Genomic DNA, 18,019 nt, shown 5'->3' on the forward strand with positions numbered 1-18,019 from the left:
CCGAGCCCCGAGCCCCGAGCCCCGAGCCCCGAGCCCCGAGCCCCGAGCCCCGGGGTCACTCGGTGTCGAGCCTTCGGTACGCCTCCCCGATGCCCCAGGCCTGGTGGAGCGCGTCGGCGAAGGAGGCGGCGATGCGGTGCTCGCCCTCGGCCGACGGGTGCGTGCCGTCGTAGGTGTCCCGCGCGACGTTCCAGTCGGACGGGGCCGAAGCGAGGAGAAGGGGAGCGTCGGTAGCCGAGAGGTCCGCGACGGCCTTCTCCAGGAGCACGCCGAAGTGCGCGCAGCTCTCGGCGAATCCGGGGTCGTGCTCCGCGCGGATGTTGCGGAGCACGGGCAGTACGGCGACCCGTAGCCCCGGGTTGGCGGTGCGCGCGGCGAGAAGGAAGCGGCGCACGTTGGCCTCGGTCTGTACGGGGTCCGTGTAGAACCCGAGGTCGATGAGCCCGAGCGAAACCAGCAGGGTGTCGGCGCGGTGCGCGGCCACGGCGTCCGCGACCTCGGGCGCATGGTGGAGCCAGCCGAGCCCCCAGCCGGCGAGGTGCCGCCGCGCTTCCTCGGGGAAGTCGTCGGCCGCGTAGGCGTGCGAGCCCTCGTGGAGCGCGGTGCGCGGACCGACGATGCGGAACGGTGTTTCACAGGTGCGTACGAGGTGCTGCCACATCCGGTAGCGCCAGGTGAAGTCGCCCGCGGACCCGAGGGTCATGGAGTCGCCCACGAAGAGAACGCGCATCGGTACATCGTCTCCGAGCCGGCGTGCGCGCGGGAGTGTGGGGCCCTCGCGGGCGTCGGGCAGTCGCCGTGCGACGGCCCGCGGCGCACAAATCTCCGTGGATGTTGGAGACTTGGCTCATGTCTGTGGTTGTGCGTGCAGCGGGGGTCGCCTGTGCCGTGGTCGTCGCCGTGCCTTCGGCGGCGGTGGCCGACGGCGTCGACGGCTTCACGATCAAGGACCCGCGGATCACCGAGTCGAGCGGGCTGGCCGCCAGCCGGGCACACAAGGGCGTCTACTGGACGCACAACGACTCGGCGCACTCCCCGCTCGTCTATGCCGTCGACGGCCGCACCGGCAAAACCGTGGCGACGGTGACGCTCCAAGGCGTGGAGATGCGCGACGTCGAGGCGATCTCCGTCGGCACCGACGGCAACGTCTACGTCGGCGACATCGGCGACAACCGCGACGGCACTTGGCCCGAGGTATGGATCTACCGCTTCAGCGAGCCGAAGGAACTCGGCGACACCACGCTCACCCCGACCCGTTACACGGTCCGCTACGACGACGGGCCGCGCGACGCCGAGTCGATGATGGTCCACCCGAAGACCGGCCGCGTCTACATCGCGAGCAAGAGCAACGCGGGCAAGGGCGGTCTCTACGCGGGCCCGGAAGAGCTCTCCCCGCAGGGCGTCAACACCTTCGAGCGCGTCAAGGACATCGATCTGTGGGCGACGGACGGCGCCTTCTCGCCCGACGGCACCCGGCTGGTACTGCGCGGCTACTTCACGGGCGAGATGTACGCATGGCGCGGAGGCAAAGCGGAGCTTCTCGGCAGTGTGCCGGTGCCGATCCAGCGTCAGGGCGAGTCGGTGACGTTCACGCTCGACGGACGGACCCTGCTGCTCGGCAGCGAGGGCGAGAACAGCTCCGTCGAACCCGTCGAGCTCGACGGGAAGTTGCTGCCGGAGAGCGCCGCGAAGGAGAAGGAGTCGGGCAAGCCTTCCGAAGGGGGCGCGGGCGACGGCAGCACGTCCGACGGAGAGGACGAGGAGGGCGGCGACAAGACCGTGGTCGGAGCCGGTGTCTTCGTCGCCGCCGTGTTGGCATGGCTGGGCCTGCGGCGGCTCTTCAGGCGCCGCGACTGAACACGGGCGGTCCGCGTCCGACCGTGCGTGACGTGCACGCGGCCCCCTCCACCCACGGGTGGAGGGGGCCGCGGCGGCGGACCGTGCCCGACGGCACCGATCCTGTGCTCAGATGTTCTCCACGACGTAGTCGACGCACGCGGTGAGCGCTTCGACGTCGTCAGGCTCGACGGCGGGGAACATCGCGACGCGGAGCTGGTTGCGGCCGAGCTTCCGGTAGGGGTCGGTGTCGACGATCCCGTTGGCGCGGAGCGTCTTGGCGACGGCGGCCGCGTCGATGTCGTCGTCGAGGTCGATCGTGCCGACCACCTGGGAGCGCTGCGCGGGGTCGGAGACGAAAGGCGTCGTGTACTTCGCGTCCTCGGCCCAGCCGTAGAGCCTCCGGGCGGAGTCGGCGGTGCGGCGCACCGCCCAGTCCAGGCCGCCGCGGCCGTTGAGCCACTCGAGCTGGTCGTTGAGGAGGAAGAGCGTGGAGAGGGCGGGGGTGTTGTACGTCTGGTTCTTGCGGGAGTTGTCGATGGCGGTCTTCAGGTCGAAGAACGCGGGGATGTGCCGGTCCGAGGCAGCGATCCGCTCGGCGCGTTCGAGCGCGGCCGGTGAGAAGACGGCGATCCAGAGGCCGCCGTCGGCGGCGAAGGACTTCTGCGGCGCGAAGTAGTAGACGTCGGTCTCGGCGATGTGCACGGGGAGGCCGCCGGCGCCCGAGGTGGCGTCGACGAGGACGAGGGCACCCTCGTCCGCTCCGGCCACGCGGTTCAGCGGCATGGCGACGCCGGTCGACGTCTCGTTGTGAGTCAGCGCGTAGGCGTCGACGCCGGCCTCGGCCTCCGGGAGGGGGTGGGTGCCGGGCTCGCCGGTGATCACCGAGGGCTCTCCGAGCCATGGCGCCAGTTTCGCGGCCTTGGCGAACTTGGAGGAGAACTCACCGAAGGAGAGGTGCTGGGACCTGGAGTCGATCAGGCCGTGCGTCGCGATGTCCCAGAAGGCGGTGGAGCCGCCGTTGCCCAGGACGACCTCGTATCCGTCGGGGAGTTGGAAGAGGTCGCTCACCCCCTGGCGCACCTTGCCGACGAGGTCCTTGACCGGTGCCTGGCGGTGTGAGGTACCGAGGAGCGAGCTGCCGGTCGCGGCCAGCGCACTGAGTGCCTCCGTGCGTACCTTGGACGGGCCCGAGCCGAAGCGACCGTCGGCGGGCTTGATGTCTGCGGGAATCTGGAGATCAGCCACAGAGCGAGGGTAGTCCCTCCGGCGCGATCGGGAAGCGGGCGTTTCAACTCCCGAGATCCCGACTGGGACGCGGCGACGTGCGGAAGATCGGATTCCGCCTCCGCCGCCTCGCGCGTTGCCGTCACGTCGCCCCAGGCCAGCGCGGTGAGAGGGGGAACCTGGTGGTCCGGTCGGGCGGGGCGGCTTCCGCGAGCGGCTCAAACCGTTTTTCCGGAAACGTACTCGGGTACCCCGGCGGGCATGACCACACCGACGACCGGGCTACAGCTCTTCGCCCGAGAGAAGCGGGTGCGGCTGACGACGTACGAACCGGAAGGTACCCCGGTCGCCGGGCGCTGCGCGCTCGCGGTCGAGGGCGACCGCGCGTACGTCCGCACCCATGCCAGAGCGCGGAAGAACGTACGTATGGAGCGGTTCCCCGAGGCGGAGATCACACCGGCATCGCTGGGCGGTGCGCCGACGGGCGCGCCGATGATGGCGAAGGTCCGGCGGCTCCACGGGGACGAGGCCCGCCACGCGGCGGGCGTCCTCGCGAAGCAGCACCCCTTGGTGCACGGGCTCGGGGTCCCGCTGGGGTACGCCCTCATGTTCGACAAGCCTGTCCATTACGAGGTGCGTCTCGTCGGCGAGGAACGCAGGGCGCCCCAACGCTGAGGGGCCGGCTGGGGCGGGCGTGGTCTTGGTCGCGACGGGCCGGAGCGGTACGCCTTGTCGGGGCTCGGGGCTCGGGGCTCGGGGCTCGGGGCTCGGGGCTCGGGGCTCGGGGCTCGGGGCTCGGGGCTCGGGGCTCGGGGCTCGGGGCTCGCGCCGGGTGTGCTCGTCGGCGTAGTGCATGGCCAGCGGACGTCGGTTGGCGGTCGTCGGGGAGGCAAGCGGCACGGACCAATAGGTGTGTCCGGCCACCAGAGCTGAGCCGGGGTCCGTACCGGGCCGGTCGAGGGCGTCCGTGCCGTTGAAAGCAATTTCCGTGCATCGGCGACGCGGGGAACGTGCAGCCTGTAGGTATGAACGAGGCACAGGGGCAGGGACGGGTGGACGGTGCTGCCGGGACGGAAGACGGCGGTGGCGTGGCAGGGCAAGGGCGCACGGGAGCGCGGCAGGGAGGCGCCGTGCGCGGGCGTGCAGGCGAAAAAAGCGCGGAGGACGCAGAGTTGGAGCGCGCCCTCCGCGCGCAGGTGCGCGGCGAGGTGTCGTTCGGTTCTGCTGCGCGGGCACTGGTCACCATGGACGCCTCCAACTACCGCCGTGTGCCCGAGGGCGTGGTGGCGCCCAGGGACGCGGAGGACGTCGCCGCGGTGCTGGGCGTCTGCCGGGAGCGCGGGGTGCCGGTTCTCGCGCGGGGCTCGGGGACGTCGATCGCCGGCCAGGCCACGGGCGTCGGCGTGGTGCTGGATTTCACGCGGCACATGAACGCCGTGGAGGAGCTCGACCCGGAGGCGGGGACGGCCGTCGTCCAGCCGGGCGTCGTCCTCGACGTGCTGCGCAGGGCGGCGGGTGAACACGGCCTGACGTTCGGGCCCGATCCGTCCACGCACAGCCGTTGCACGCTCGGCGGAATGATCGGCAACAACTCCTGCGGCTCCCACTCGGTGGCCTGGGGTACCACGGCCGACAACGTCCGCGAGCTGGAGGTGCTCACCTACGGAGGCGAGCGCGCGCTCCTGGCACGCGGCGGCGCAGGCGTGCCGACGGCGCTGCGGGAGCAGGTGTCGCGCCTCGTACAGAGCGAGTTGGCGCTCCTCAGGACGGGGTACCCCGACCTGCCGCGCCGCATCTCGGGGTACGCGCTCGACGAACTGCTCCCGGAGAAGGGAGAGGACTGGGCCCGCGCGTTTACGGGCAGCGAGGGGACGCTGGGCGTCCTGACGCGCGCCGAGGTCGGCCTCGTGGAGGCGCCGGCGGCGCGGGCGCTCGCCGTACTCGGCTACCCGGACGAGAGCGCCGCGGCGGAGGCGGCGGCGGGTGTCCTCCCGTACGGGCCGCTGACGGTGGAGGGGATGGCCGCCGACCTCGTGGGCGACGCGGCGCGTGCCGCACTGCCCCGGGGCGGCGCCTGGCTGTTCGTCGAGGTCGGCGGGGGCTGCGAGCAGGAGGCGGAAGCACGCGCCGAGGAGGTCTGCCGCGCGATGCGGACGGCGACGACGGGCCACAGGGTCGTCGTCGGTCCCGTGGACCAACGGGCGTTGTGGCGGGTGCGGGAAGACGCTTCCGGTACGGCCACGCGGCTGCCCGACGGCGGCGAGGCATGGCCCGGTTGGGAGGACTGCGCCGTTCCGCCGGCGCAACTCGGCTCCTACCTCAAGGAGTTCAGGGGACTGCTGAGTGCGTACGGTCTGCGGGGCCTGCCGTACGGGCATTTCGGGGACGGCTGCATCCACGTCCGGATCGATTTCGACCTGCTCAGCCCCGAAGGCGTGGGCCGGTTCCGGGAGTTCTCCTCGGACCTCGCCGACCTCGTGGTGGCGCACGGGGGTTCGCTCTCCGGCGAGCACGGGGACGGGCAGGCGCGCGCCGAGCTGCTGCCGCGCATGTACGGGGAGCGACTCGTCGGTGCTTTCGGACGGTTCAAGGACCTGTGGGACCCCGACGGCGGTCTCAACCCGGGGATGCTGGTGCGGCCGGCGCGGATCGACGAGAACCTGCGGTTCGCGCCGCTGCCGCGTACACCCGTCGACGTGGAGTTCGGATACCCGGAGGACGGCGGGGACTTCGGCGCCGCGGTACGCAGGTGCGTCGGGGTGGCGAAGTGCCGGGACACCGCTGCGGGAGCAGCGGTGATGTGCCCGTCGTTCCGTGCGACGGGCGAGGAGCGGCACTCGACACGCGGCCGCGCGCGCCTCCTCCACGAGATGCTCGCGGGCGAGGTCGTGACCGACGGTTGGCGCTCGGAGGAGGTGCACGAGGCGCTCGACCTCTGCCTCTCGTGCAAGGGCTGCCGCTCGGACTGCCCCGTCGGCGTCGATATGGCCACCTACAAAGCCGAGTTCACCCACCACTACTACGAGGGCCGGCGGCGCCCGATGGCGCACCATTCGATGGGGAGGCTGCCCGAGTGGCTGTCGCTCGCGGCCGCGAGCCGTACGGTGCCGCTGCTCAACTCGGCGGCATCGGTGGGTCCGTTGGCGGCGCTGGCGAAGCGCATGGGCGGGATCGCGCCGGAGCGCGACATCCCCGAGCTGCCGAAGACACCGTTCACGCGGTGGTGGCGGAGGCAGGACCGTTCGCGTCAACCCGATGGGCGCCAAGTGGTGCTGTGGCCCGACACCTTCACCAACTACTTGGCGCCCGGGGCCGGTTCGTCGGCAGTGCGGGTGCTGAACAGCGCCGGGTTGCGGGTGGCCGTACCGCCGCGGCGGGTGTGCTGCGGGCTCACCTACGTCTCCACGGGCCAACTGGACCGCGCCCGCAAGGTGATGCGCCGCACGTTGGACCGGGTCGCGCCCGCGCTCGACGCGGGGCTGCCGATCACCGTTCTGGAGCCGTCCTGCGCCGCGGCGCTCCGGACCGATGTCCCCGAACTGCTCGACGACGACCCGAGGGCAGCACGCCTCGCACAGGCGGTGCACACCTTCGCGGAGACTCTGGAGCAGTACGCACCCGACTGGGAGCCCCCGTACGTGGGGCGCCCCGTCGCGGGACAGAACCACTGCCACCAGCACGCGGTGCTGGGCAGCGCTCCGGACCGGCGGCTGCGTGAAAAGGCGGGCATGAAGGGCGAGTTGAGCTCCGGATGCTGCGGGCTCGCCGGCAACTTCGGCTTCGAGAAAGGGCACTTCGATGTTTCCGCCTCGTGTGCCGAGGACCAGTTGCTGCCGGCGGTTCGCAACGCCCCGGACGACGTCGAGTTGATCGCCGACGGGTTCTCGTGCAGAACGCAGTTGGAGCAGCTCGGCGGCGTCCGCAGCCGGCACCTCGCCGAGGTGCTGGCGGAAGGGCTCGACGACGCCGAACGGTAGGCGCGGGGCGCCCACGGCTTCCGCCGGGGCGCCCGACGGCCGTCAGGCTCCGGAGACGGCGAGGACGAAGTCGAAGGCGGCGACCCGTCCCTGCTCGTCCTGCCGGACGCTCATGAGCAGGGCGGGGTCGTAGAGCGCGTGGGTCTCGTTGCGGGGGTCGCCGGGGAAGGAGAGCTGGGTGGTGAGGGCCTGCTCGCCGGGTGTCTGCACCTTGGCGTGGAGGTGGCGGGTGCGTCCGGGGTAGTAGAGGCCGGGGGCGCGTGTGGTCAGCTCGAACGCGCCGTTCTCCGCGGTGTATTGGTGGCCGCGGAGGCCGTAGCCGACGTTGTCCTAATCGCCGCCCGCGTCCGCCTGCCAGAAGTCGAGCAGGACGTTGCCGAGGGGTTCGCAACCGACGCCGAAGACGTATCCACTGAGCGTCAGCGGCGTCCCGGCGGGGCTCGGCTCGACGAGGTCGGTGCGCTCAGGCGAGGGCCGGGGCGGCCGCACCGAGGAGCAGGGCTGCGGGTGCGGCGGCTACGGCCGCCTTGAGGCCGCGCACCGAGCTCCGAGCCGCAAGCACCCAGGCCATGCCCCGATCCTCGGCCCGCCAGCACACACCCCGAACAGCACCACACCCCGACGCTGACCAACACCTCATGCAAGCACGCTTGCTTGTTTCCCCCCACCCTGTCACTCTCGAACGCCAACAGCCCCACCTCACGGGAAGGGTGAGTATGACGGCGGGTGACGTACTGCGTATCGGCAACGCCTCCGGCTTCTACGGCGATCGCTTCGAGGCGGTGGAGGAGATGCTCACCCAGGGCCCCCTCGACGTCCTCACGGGCGACTACCTGGCCGAGTTGACGATGCTGATCCTCGGGAAGGACCGCCTGAAGGACCCGCAGCGCGGCTATGCCAAGACGTTCCTCCGCCAGATGGAGACCGGGCTCGGCCTCGCACACGAGCGCGGAGTCCGGTTGGTTGCCAACGCGGGCGGCCTCAACCCGCGCGGACTCGCCGAACGCCTCGAGGAGTTGAGCGAACGGCTCGGCGTCCCGGCGAGAGTCGCCTACGTCGAGGGTGACGACCTCTCCGCACGAGGCTGGGGGGAGGGCGTGCTCACCGCCAACGCCTACCTCGGCGGAGCCGGCATCGCGGAGTGCCTGCGCGCCGGCGCGGACGTCGTGGTGACCGGGCGGGTGACGGACGCCGCGCTCGTCACGGGTGCGGCCGCGGCGCACTTCGGCTGGTACGAGCCCCCGTCCGGAACCGACGACCCGCCCCAGGAGTTCGCCCGCTACGCCGACGCCCTCGCCGGTGCAGTGGTGGCCGGACACCTCCTCGAGTGCGGGCCCCAGGTCACGGGCGGCAACTACGCTTTCTTCGCCGACGAGTTGGTCAGAGGGCGGGGCGTCGATGTACGCCGCCCCGGTTTCCCCGTCGCGGAGATCCACGCGGACGGCTCGGCCGTCCTCACCAAGCACCCGGACACAGGCGGCGCCGTCACCCGGGGAACGGTGACGGCGCAACTGCTCTACGAGACGGCGGGCGCCCGCTACTTCGGCCCCGACGTCACCGCGCGCCTCGACACGGTGCGCCTGGAGGAGGAGGGCCCCGACCGGGTCCGCGTCTCGCAGGTACGAGGCGAACCGCCCCCGCGCGCACTCAAGGTGGGGTTGACGAAACTCGGCGGGTACCGGAACGAGGTCGTCTTCGTCCTCACCGGCCTCGACGTCGAGGAGAAGGCCGCGCTCGTCCGCTCCCAGATGGAAGCGGTGCTCGTCGACAACCCGCCGGCGCAGGTGAGTTGGTCGCTCGCCCGTGCCCGGAGTGCCGAGGCGCCGGTGCAGGAGGAGGCGAGCGCGACCCTGCGTATGGTCGTGCGCGACCCGGACGCCGAGACGGTCGGCCGAGCGGTCAGCGGCGCGGCGATCGAGCTGGCGCTTGCAAGCATCCCGGGCTTCCACGTCACGGCGCCGCCGGGAAAGGGCGCGCCCTACGCAGTCTTCGAGACGGCCTGGACGCCCGCGGACGGCGTCGAACACATCGCCGTACTGCCCGGAGGCGCACGGCAGCCAGTGGCGCCCCTCTCGCACACCGGCGGAACGGAACCACTCCCGGAGCCGCCTCCGCCCGCTCCGCTCGCACCGGACGTGCCCCTGCGCGAGGCTCCGTTGGGGAGGCTCGTCGGCGCACGCAGCGGGGACAAGGGCGGGAGCGCGAACGTGGGGCTGTGGGCGCGGAACGGCAGCCAGTACGTCTGGCGGTGGATGGCCCACGAGCTCACCGTGGAGCGGTTCCGGCAACTCCTGCCGGAGACGGCGGGGTTGGACGTGACGCGGCACGTCCTGCCGAACCTGCGCGCGCTGAACTTCGTCGTCGAGGGCATCCTCGGCGAGGGCGTCGCCTCGCAGTCCCGCTTCGATCCGCAGGGCAAGGCCCTGGGGGAGTGGCTGCGAGGGCGCCGACTCGCCGTCCCCGAATTCCTCCTGGACACAGTCGAGTTGCGCGGTGGCCGGTGACCCGCGTCCCCGCACCGGCGCACGGTCGCAGGACGACGGCTCCGCACCCGTACCACGTCCGCAACCCCCTCCCGAAGGTGGAGACATGAGCGCGCTGCACACCCGACTCGACCCGTCGAGCGAGGAGTTCGCCGGCCGACGCGCCGCGATGCTCGACCGCCTCACCGAGTTGGAGACCGAGCACGCCAAGGCGCTCGCCGGCGGAGGCGAGAAGTACGTCGAACGTCACCGGGGCCGGGGCAAGTTGCCGGCTCGGGAGCGCGTGGAGCTGCTGCTCGACCCGGACACCCCTTTCCTCGAACTGTCGCCCCTCGCCGGCTGGGGCAGCGACTACACCGTCGGCGGCTCCCTCGTCGCCGGGATCGGAGTGGTCGCAGGCGTGGAATGCCTCGTCACCGCGAACGACCCGACGGTCAGGGGCGGCGCCAGCAACCCGTGGACGCTGCGGAAGGCGCTCCGTGCCAACGAGATCGCCTACGAGAACCGGCTTCCGTGCATCTCGCTCGTGGAGTCGGGCGGGGCCGACCTGCCGAGCCAGAAAGAGGTGTTCATACCCGGGGGCGCCCTGTTCCGCGATATCACGCGGCTCTCGGAGGCGGGCATCCCGACGGTCGCGGTCGTCTTCGGCAACTCGACGGCGGGCGGCGCCTACATCCCCGGCATGTCGGACCACGTCATCATGGTCAAGGAGCGCTCCAAGGTCTTCCTGGGCGGTCCTCCGCTGGTGAAGGAGGCGACGGGCGAGGACGCCGACGAGGAGGAGCTGGGCGGCGCCGAGATGCACGCCACGACCTCGGGCCTCGCCGACTACCTGGCGCTCGACGAGGAGGACGCGCTGCGCACCGCGCGCCGTGTGATCGCCCGCCTCAACTGGCGGAAGGCGGACGAGGGGCCGCGCGTCGGCGCGGTCGTACGGGATCCGCTGTACCCGGAGGAGGACCTCCTCGGCGTGGTGCCCGAGGACCTCAAGGTGCCTTTCGACCCGCGCGAGGTGATCGCCCGCCTCGTCGACGCCTCGGAGTTCGACGAGTTCAAGCCGCGTTACGGACCGAGTCTGGTCACCGGGTGGGCGAAGCTGCACGGTTACCCGCTCGGCATCCTCGCCAACGCGCAGGGCGTGCTCTTCAGCGAGGAGGCACAGAAGGCGGCCCAGTTCATCCAACTCGCCAACCAGCGGGACGTTCCGCTGCTCTTCCTGCACAACACCACGGGCTACATGGTGGGGACGGAGTACGAGCAGGGCGGCATCGTCAAGCACGGGTCGATGATGATCAACGCCGTCTCCAACTCGAAGGTCCCCCACCTGTCGGTCCTGGTCGGCGCGAGTTACGGGGCCGGGCACTACGGGATGTGCGGCAGGGCGTACAACCCTCGGTTCCTCTTCGCCTGGCCGAGCGCCAAGTCGGCCGTGATGGGGCCGCAGCAGCTCGCGGGTGTCCTCTCCCGCGTGATGCGGCAGTCGGCGGCGGCCAAGGGGCGGCCCTTCGACGAGGAGGCGGACGCCGGGCTGCGGGCGATGGTGGAGGAGCAGGTGGAGAGCGAGTCGCTGCCGATGTTCCTCTCCGGTCGGCTCTACGACGACGGCGTGATCGACCCGCGCGACACCCGCACCGTCCTCGGCCTGTGCCTGTCCGCCATCCACACCGCCCCCGTGCAGGGTGCACGCGGCGGTTTCGGCATCTTCCGGATGTGAGGCGTGAGTTCGATGATCACTTCCGTACTCGTGGCAAACCGCGGGGAGATCGCCCGCAGGGTCTTCCGCACCTGCCGGGAGCTGGGGCTCGCCACCGTCGCCGTGCACTCCGACGCGGACGCCGAGGCCCTCCACGTACGCGGCGCCGACGCCGCCGTGCGCCTCCCGGGCACGGCCCCGGCCGACACGTACCTGCGCCGCGACCTGTTGGTGAAGGCGGCCCTCGACGCAGGCGCCGACGCGGTGCATCCCGGTTACGGATTCCTCTCCGAGAACGCGGATTTCGCTCGCGCGGTGATCGAGGCAGGGCTGGTCTGGATCGGTCCGCCGCCGGAGGCGATCGAGGCGATGGCTTTCAAGACCCGCGCCAAGGAGCTGATGCGCGCCGCCGGCGTACCACTGCTTGAGCCCGTGCCCGCGGGTGAGGCCGACGCCGGGAGGCTGCCGTTGCTGGTGAAGGCGTCGGCGGGCGGGGGCGGACGCGGTATGCGCGTGGTGCGCCGGCTCGCGGATCTGCCGGACGAGATCGCTGCCGCGCAGTCGGAGGCTGCCGGCGCCTTCGGGGACGGCGAGGTCTTCGTCGAGCCGTACCTGGAGCGGGCGCGCCACGTCGAAGTGCAGGTCCTCGCGGACGGGGAGGGCACCGTGTGGGTGCTGGGCACCCGAGACTGCTCGCTACAGCGCAGGCACCAGAAGGTCGTCGAGGAGGCGCCGGCGCCCGGACTCGACGAGGAGCGCACGGAAGCGCTGCACCGGGCGGCCGAGGAAGCAGCGCGCGCCGTCGGCTACCGGTCCGCAGGGACGGTGGAGTTCCTCGTCCCCACCGGAGACGGCGGCCCGTACTTCCTGGAGATGAACACCAGGCTTCAGGTGGAGCACCCCGTCACCGAGTGCGTGCACCGCGTGGATCTCGTGGCGGAGCAGGTCAGGATCGCCGAGGGACGGAGCCTCGACGCCGCCGGGCCGCCCCCGGCACAGGGGCACGCCGTCGAGGCGAGGCTCTATGCGGAGGATCCGGCGCGCGGCTGGCAGCCGCAGACCGGCGAGGTTCTCCACCTCAACGTCCCGGACGCCACCGAGGGCACGGGCGGCCACCGGCATCCCGACGCCTCAACTCCCGTGCTGCCGTGGAGAGTCGGGGAACACTCGGGCCTGCGGCTCGACACCGGCGTCACCGCGGGCAGCGAGATCGGCACCGCCTACGATCCGATGCTCGCCAAGGTGATCGCCTGGGCACCCGAGCGCCGTGACGCCGTGCGCCTCCTCGCCGACGCCCTGGCACGGGCGCGCATCCACGGCCCCGCGACCAACCGCGAGCTGCTCGTACGCTCCCTGCGCCACCCGGAGTTCACCTCGGGCGCCTTCGACACCGGCTTCTACGAGCGCCATCTCGCCTCCCTCACCGAGGAGTTGGTGGGTGCCCGAGAGGACCGGCGCACCGCAGCCCTCGCAGCCGCACTCGCCGACGCGGCCGCGCGCACCGGCGCGCCCGAGGGGCCCGGGCGCCCGCCCGCGGTACGGATCGGCGGCTGGCGCAACGTGCCCTCCCAACCGCAGGTGAAGACCTACCGCGCGGAGCCAGCGGGTGAGGAGCCGGAAGAGGTCGAGGTGCGCTACCGGCTCACGCGGCAGGGTCTCCTCGCCGACGCCCATCCGGCGGTACGCCTCCTGTCGGCGGCACCGGACGGCGTCTGCCTCGAACTCGACGGTGTACGCCGGGAGTTCGCCGTCGCGCGCTACGGGGAGCGGATTCATGTCGACTCCGCGGCCGGCTCGTACGCTTTCACCGCGCTGCCCCGGCTTCCCGAGCCGGAGCCGGAGCGTCGTCCCGGCTCGCTCGTGGCGCCGATGCCGGGGACGGTGGTGCGGGTCGCGGACGGCCTCGTCGTCGGCGACCGGGTGGCCGCCGGGCAGCCGCTGCTCTGGTTGGAGGCGATGAAGATGGAGCACGAGGTGGCCGCGCCCGTGTCCGGGGTGCTGACGGTGCTCGACGTCGAGCCCGGACGGCAGGTCGAGATGGGCGCGGTGCTGGCGGTCGTCGACGAGTGACGGCCGCCGCGACGCGCGCAAGTGAGTCGGGAGCACGAGCGGGGCGCCACGTCGGGGCCCCGTCCCACGAGAGGACCGGAGGCGAACCATGAGCCCAACTGATCTGCTGGACACGGAGGAACAGCGCGCGCTGCGCGCCTCGGTCGCGGCACTCGGCGGGCGCTACGGGTGGGGGTACCTCACCTCGGCCGTCGAAGACGGGCGCAGCGTCGACGAGTTGTGGCGCGAGGCGGGGAAGCTCGGATACCTGGGTGTCAACCTGCCCGAGGAGTACGGGGGCGGGGGCGCCGGCATGGTGGAACTCTCCCTGGTGCTGGAGGAGTTGGGTGCCGCCGGCTGCCCCCTGCTGATGATGGTCGTCTCTCCCGCCATCTGCGGGACGGTGCTCGCCAGGTTCGGCACCGAGGAGCAGAAGCGGGCCTGGATACCGGGACTCTGCGACGGCAGCCGCAAGATGGCCTTCGGCATCACCGAGCCCGACGCGGGCTCCAACTCGCACCGCATCACCACGACCGCCCGCCGCAGGCAAGACGGCGGGTGGGTGCTCGACGGGCGCAAGGTCTTCATCTCGGGCGTCGACATCGCCGACGCCACGCTCATCGTCGGCCGCACGGAGGACTCCCGCACGGGGAAGCTGAAGCCGTGCCTGTTCATCGTCCCGCGCGACACCCCCGGGTTCACGCGGAGCCAGATCGACATGGAGGTCAACGCGGCCGAGAAGCAGTTCGAACTTGTCCTCGATGGCGTGGAGTTGCCGCCGGAGGCGCTCGTCGGGGACGAGGACGCCGGACTCCTCCAGCTCTTCGCAGGGCTCAACCCGGAGCGCATCATGACGGCGGCGTTCGCCATCGGCATGGGCAGGTACGCGCTGGGCAGGGCCCTGGAGTACGCCCGGGAACGGCAGGTGTGGAAGACGCCGATCGGTGCGCACCAGGCGATCGCGCACCCGCTCGCGCAGGCCCATATCGAACTCGAACAGGCCAAGTTGATGATGCGCAAGGCCGCTCTCCTCTACGACGCGGGGGACGACGTCGGCGCCGGGGAGGCGGCGAACATGGCCAAGTACGCCGCGGGCGAGGCGTCCGTCCACGCCGTCGACCAGGCGGTGCACACCCTCGGCGGCAACGGCCTCACCCGCGAGTACGGCATCGGCGCGCTGATCACGGCGGCCCGGGTGGCGCGGATCGCGCCGGTGAGCCGGGAGATGATCCTGAACTACGTGTCCCATCAGACGCTCGGACTGCCCAAGTCGTACTGAATCGCGGCAACTTGCCCGCGCGGAGGGCGGCCCGGCCGCCGACCCGTCCGCCACGCACCGGAGCGGAGGAGCTGTGGAGCTCGTACACCTGGCCGTCGGCGACGGCGTCGCCACCCTCACCCTCGACTCACCGCACAACCGCAACGCCCTCTCGACGCAGCTCGTCGGCGAGCTCTACGAGGCGCTCGCCACCGCTGAGCGCGACCCCGGTGTACGCGCCGTGGTGCTGACGCACACCGGTAGCACGTTCTGCGCCGGAGCCGACCTCACGGAAGCCGCCGACGATCCGACGGCGGGACCCCGCGGCCTCGCCGAGCTGCTCCGCTACCTCGTCGCCTGCCCCAAGCCCGTGGTCGCCAACGTCGACGGGCACGTGCGGGCCGGCGGGACCGGGCTGTTGGGGGCGTGCGACATCGCGGTGGCGGGCCCCGCCTCGACCTTCGCCTTCACGGAGGCGCGCATCGGCGTCGCGCCCGCCGTCATCTCCATGACCGTCCTTCCCAAGCTCCAACCCCGCGCGGCAGCCCGCTACTTCCTCACAGGAGAGCGCTTCGGCGCGGAGGAGGCGGCGCGCATCGGCCTCGTGACGCTCGCCGCCGAAGAGCCGGACGCGGCGCTCGGGCCCGTACTCGACGGGCTGCGGCGCGGCGGTCCGCAGGGGCTCGCCGAGTCGAAACGGCTGGTCACGGCCGATGTGCTGCGCCGCTTCGACGAGGACACCGGTACCCTCGCCGAGTTGTCGGCGCGGCTCTTCGCCTCGGCGGAGGCCCGCGAGGGCATCACCGCATTCCTCGAACGACGGGAACCCGCATGGGCCTCGACCACCACAGGCGAACCGCCACAGCCCACGACGATGCCCGACGACGGGCGCACGGCCCCGCCGGACTGACGCGGCGCGGCACGGCGCCGGACCGTCGTCGGCGCGCCCGCGCGGCCGGCCGCGGCACGGTGTTCCTGGCCGGGGCCGAACGATGAGCGCCCGAGGTGCCGAGCCCAAGCAGGACCGGAGCCGCGCCACCAGGCAGCGGCTGCTGGAGTCGGCCGTGACCTGCCTCGCCGAACTGGGTTGGGCCGGCAGCACGGTGAGCGTCGTCGCGGAGCACGCCGGGGTCTCGCGCGGCGCGGCGCAGCACCACTTTCCGACGAGGGAGGACCTCTTCACCGGCGCCGTGGAGTTCGTCGCGGAAGAGCGCTCCCGTGCGCTGCGGGAACTCCCCATGCCGGAGACGGTGCCGGCCGCCGTCGACACGATCGTCAATCTCTACACCGGTTCGCTCTTCCGCGCGGCTCTCCACCTGTGGGTCGCGGCGAGCAACGAGCCGCAACTCGGGCCGCGTGTGACGGCGTTGGAGGCGAGGATCGGCCGGGAGACGCACCGGATGGCGCTCTCGCTCCTCGGCGCCGACGAGCGCACGCCCGGCGTACGGGAAACGGTGCAGGGCCTCCTCGACATGGCCCGCGGGCTCGGGCTGGCGAACCTGCTCACCGATGACCGTGCGCGGCGTGAACACGTCGTCCGGGAGTGGGCGGTGCTCGTGGAGCGCGCTCTGGGGGGCGGGGTGGGGCGGTCGGAGTAAGGATTCGGTCGGGGGGGCGTTCGGGGGGCGTTCGGGAGGCGTTCGGGGGTGCGGTCCGTTTGGGGCGGGGTCGGCTGTCGGGCGTGCGGTCAGGATGCTGCACGTGCGGGTGGCGATGGTGGTAGCTGGGGTGCCCGTCCTGGCTTCGAAAGTGGGGCCGTCTCCGTGGTCGGCGGGATGGCGTGGTCGGTGAGTGCGGGTAGCTCCCTGGGATTTGAGGGCGAACTCCGGGGCGGTTCCGTCGAATTGAAGGGTGCGCCCCGAGCTTCGGGCGCCGGACTGCAGGGTCGGTGTCTGTTTTCGGGGGCGAGCTTCCGGGGCGCTGAGGTTTGCGCTCCGGGCTCCGGGCTCCGAGCCCCGGGCTCCGAGCCCCGAGCCCCGAGCCCCGAGCTCCGAGCCCCGAGCCCCGAACGCGGAGCCCCGAGCCCCGAGCCCCGAGCTCCGAGCCCCGAACCCCGAACCAGCTACGCCCCGACCCCGCCGACCGCCTCCGGCCCCCGCGGTCCGGGCCCCACGTACCGTGCCGAGGGCCGGACCAGCCGCCCCGTCCGCTTCTGCTCGAGGATGTGCGCCGACCAGCCGGCCGTACGCGCGCAAGTGAACATCGAGGTGAACAAGTCGGCCGGTACCTCGGCGAAGTCGAGGACGATCGCCGCCCAGAACTCGACGTTGGTCTCCAACACCCGGTCGGGCCGCCGCTCGCGCAGCTCGGCGAGGGCTGCCTGCTCCAGCGCCTCCGCGACCTCGAAGCGCGGCGCACCGAGCTCGCGCGCCGTCCTGCGCAGCACGCGCGCCCGCGGGTCCTCGGCGCGGTAGACCCGGTGTCCGAAACCCATCAGCCGCTCGCCCAGGTCCAACTGCCGCTTGACGTAGGCTCGTGCGTCGCCGGTGCGCTCGATCTCCTCGATCATGCCGAGCACCCGCGAGGGCGCCCCACCGTGCAGCGGTCCCGACATCGCGCCGACGGCGCCCGAGAGCGCGGCGGCGACATCGGCGCCGGTGCTCGCGATCACCCGCGCGGTGAACGTCGAGGCGTTCATGCCGTGTTCGGCGGCGGAGGTCCAGTACGCGTCGACGGCGGCGACGTGCTTCGGGTCCGGCTCGCCCCGCCAGCGCCGCATGAACCGCTCGACGACGGTCTCGGCCTTGTCGATCTCACGCTGCGGCACCATCGGCACCCCCTGTCCGCGCGCCGACTGCGCGACGAACGACAGCGCCATCACCGCGGCCCGCGACAGGTCCTCGCGCGCCTGCTCCGCGTCGATGTCCAGCAGCGGCCGCAACCCCCACACCGGCGCCAGCATCGCGAGCGCCGACTGCACGTCGACGCGGACGTCCCCCGAGTGCACCGGAACGGGGAAGGGTTCGGCGGGCGGCAGCCCCGGCGCGAACCCGCCGTCGACGAGGAGCCCCCAGACGCTCCCGAAAGGAACGTGCCCCACCAGCTCCTCGATGTCGACGCCACGGTAGCGGAGCGCCCCGCCTTCCTTGTCGGGTTCGGCGATCTCCGTCTCGAACGCGACGACTCCTTCAAGTCCGGGCACGAAGTCGGACATCGGGCGGCTCCCTTGTGGTCTGGACGGCGGGCGCCGCGGGGTTCCACGGAGCCCGGTCCGGCTGTCTGACGCGGTCGCGACGGTGAGGTGCCAGGTGCGGGACGAGTCGGACGGTCCGGTTCCGCGGCCGTCGCTCGCGGTCCTCGCCGTCGTGGTGCTCCTGCCCTGTCGGGGCCTGGGAAAAGCGGAGCGGAGGTCCGGCGAAGCCTAGCCCTCCGGTGGCTGATTCTGTCGGCTCCGGCACCGGCCGGGAAGGGTGATGCTCGGCACACGCCCGGGGCATCCCCAACGCCCCCGTGACCGCGTCTTTTTGACGCGCCGTCGCAAGAGGTCCGGGGGGCG

General features: G+C 72.2%; 12 protein-coding genes and 1 pseudogene. 9 read left to right on the top strand and 4 right to left on the bottom strand.

Annotated features, from left to right (window positions below):
* Positions 1 to 55 precede the first annotated feature (55 nt).
* A complete protein-coding gene (locus tag F603_RS0129775) occupies positions 56 to 730 on the bottom strand; it encodes a GDSL-type esterase/lipase family protein (protein ID WP_019549579.1) in 675 nt (224 codons plus the stop codon).
* Positions 731 to 849: 119 nt separating this feature from the next.
* On the opposite strand from F603_RS0129775, the gene F603_RS0129780 reads away from it, so the two are divergent.
* Positions 850 to 1,857 carry a membrane protein gene (locus tag F603_RS0129780; protein WP_026328841.1) on the top strand — a complete coding sequence of 336 codons (1,008 nt, stop codon included), beginning with the start codon at positions 850 to 852 and terminating at the stop codon, positions 1,855 to 1,857.
* Positions 1,858 to 1,965: 108 nt separating this feature from the next.
* Here F603_RS0129780 and serC read toward each other — a convergent pair whose 3' ends face one another.
* The gene (gene serC / locus F603_RS0129785) at positions 1,966 to 3,084 is read right to left on the bottom strand and encodes a phosphoserine transaminase (RefSeq protein WP_019549581.1); all 1,119 of its coding nucleotides are present in this window, start codon (positions 3,082 to 3,084) and stop codon (positions 1,966 to 1,968) included.
* A gap of 240 nt (positions 3,085 to 3,324) precedes the next feature.
* Here serC and F603_RS0129790 point away from each other — a divergent pair, with 240 nt between their 5' ends.
* Both F603_RS0129790 and F603_RS0129795 read left to right on the top strand, forming a co-directional pair.
* Entirely contained in the window at positions 3,325 to 3,738 is a 414-nt protein-coding gene (locus F603_RS0129790) for a PNPOx family protein (RefSeq protein WP_019549582.1), read from the top strand.
* Positions 3,739 to 4,088: 350 nt separating this feature from the next.
* Complete coding sequence (locus F603_RS0129795; RefSeq protein ID WP_026328842.1) at positions 4,089 to 7,040, top strand: FAD-binding and (Fe-S)-binding domain-containing protein; 2,952 nt, start codon at positions 4,089 to 4,091, stop codon at positions 7,038 to 7,040.
* Between the two features lie 42 nt (positions 7,041 to 7,082).
* On the opposite strand, the pseudogene F603_RS36140 reads toward F603_RS0129795, so the two are convergent.
* A pseudogene (locus F603_RS36140) lies at positions 7,083 to 7,511 on the bottom strand (dioxygenase family protein); the annotation flags it as partial.
* Between the two features lie 245 nt (positions 7,512 to 7,756).
* Between F603_RS36140 and F603_RS0129815 the strand changes: the two are divergent.
* From F603_RS0129815 to F603_RS0129840, 6 genes are all read left to right on the top strand, one after another.
* Positions 7,757 to 9,544, top strand: coding sequence for an acyclic terpene utilization AtuA family protein (locus tag F603_RS0129815; RefSeq protein ID WP_019549587.1), 1,788 nt, complete (start codon positions 7,757 to 7,759; stop codon positions 9,542 to 9,544).
* A gap of 85 nt (positions 9,545 to 9,629) precedes the next feature.
* A complete protein-coding gene (locus F603_RS0129820; RefSeq protein ID WP_019549588.1) occupies positions 9,630 to 11,237 on the top strand; it encodes an acyl-CoA carboxylase subunit beta in 1,608 nt (535 codons plus the stop codon).
* 12 nt (positions 11,238 to 11,249) lie between these two features.
* The gene (locus tag F603_RS0129825) at positions 11,250 to 13,286 is read left to right on the top strand and encodes an acetyl/propionyl/methylcrotonyl-CoA carboxylase subunit alpha (RefSeq protein ID WP_026328843.1); all 2,037 of its coding nucleotides are present in this window, start codon (positions 11,250 to 11,252) and stop codon (positions 13,284 to 13,286) included.
* Positions 13,287 to 13,374: 88 nt separating this feature from the next.
* The gene (locus F603_RS0129830; RefSeq protein ID WP_019549590.1) at positions 13,375 to 14,544 is read left to right on the top strand and encodes an acyl-CoA dehydrogenase family protein; all 1,170 of its coding nucleotides are present in this window, start codon (positions 13,375 to 13,377) and stop codon (positions 14,542 to 14,544) included.
* A gap of 73 nt (positions 14,545 to 14,617) precedes the next feature.
* Positions 14,618 to 15,433, top strand: a complete 816-nt coding sequence (locus F603_RS33215; protein WP_019549591.1) for an enoyl-CoA hydratase family protein — start codon at positions 14,618 to 14,620, stop codon at positions 15,431 to 15,433.
* A gap of 82 nt (positions 15,434 to 15,515) precedes the next feature.
* On the top strand, positions 15,516 to 16,121 hold the full coding sequence (locus tag F603_RS0129840; RefSeq protein WP_019549592.1) for a TetR/AcrR family transcriptional regulator: 606 nt from the start codon (positions 15,516 to 15,518) through the stop codon (positions 16,119 to 16,121).
* A gap of 464 nt (positions 16,122 to 16,585) precedes the next feature.
* Here F603_RS0129840 and F603_RS0129845 read toward each other — a convergent pair whose 3' ends face one another.
* The gene (locus F603_RS0129845) at positions 16,586 to 17,677 is read right to left on the bottom strand and encodes a citrate synthase 2 (RefSeq protein ID WP_019549593.1); all 1,092 of its coding nucleotides are present in this window, start codon (positions 17,675 to 17,677) and stop codon (positions 16,586 to 16,588) included.
* Between the last annotated feature and the right edge of the window lie 342 nt (positions 17,678 to 18,019).

It is taken from the genome of Streptomyces sulphureus DSM 40104, assembly GCF_000381025.1.
Classification (GTDB): domain Bacteria; phylum Actinomycetota; class Actinomycetes; order Streptomycetales; family Streptomycetaceae; genus Streptomyces; species Streptomyces sulphureus.

Excerpts from the sequence above, each read along its gene's own strand:
- F603_RS0129775 (WP_019549579.1), bottom strand. The coding sequence starts at position 730 with ATGCGCGTTCTCTTCGTGGGCGACTCCATGACCCTCGGGTCCGCGGGC.
- F603_RS0129780 (WP_026328841.1), top strand. The coding sequence starts at position 850 with ATGTCTGTGGTTGTGCGTGCAGCGGGGGTCGCCTGTGCCGTGGTCGTC.
- F603_RS0129790 (WP_019549582.1), top strand. The coding sequence starts at position 3,325 with ATGACCACACCGACGACCGGGCTACAGCTCTTCGCCCGAGAGAAGCGG.
- F603_RS0129795 (WP_026328842.1), top strand. The coding sequence starts at position 4,089 with ATGAACGAGGCACAGGGGCAGGGACGGGTGGACGGTGCTGCCGGGACG.
- F603_RS0129815 (WP_019549587.1), top strand. The coding sequence starts at position 7,757 with ATGACGGCGGGTGACGTACTGCGTATCGGCAACGCCTCCGGCTTCTAC.
- F603_RS0129820 (WP_019549588.1), top strand. The coding sequence starts at position 9,630 with ATGAGCGCGCTGCACACCCGACTCGACCCGTCGAGCGAGGAGTTCGCC.
- F603_RS0129825 (WP_026328843.1), top strand. The coding sequence starts at position 11,250 with ATGATCACTTCCGTACTCGTGGCAAACCGCGGGGAGATCGCCCGCAGG.
- F603_RS0129830 (WP_019549590.1), top strand. The coding sequence starts at position 13,375 with ATGAGCCCAACTGATCTGCTGGACACGGAGGAACAGCGCGCGCTGCGC.
- F603_RS0129840 (WP_019549592.1), top strand. The coding sequence starts at position 15,516 with ATGAGCGCCCGAGGTGCCGAGCCCAAGCAGGACCGGAGCCGCGCCACC.
- F603_RS0129845 (WP_019549593.1), bottom strand. The coding sequence starts at position 17,677 with ATGTCCGACTTCGTGCCCGGACTTGAAGGAGTCGTCGCGTTCGAGACG.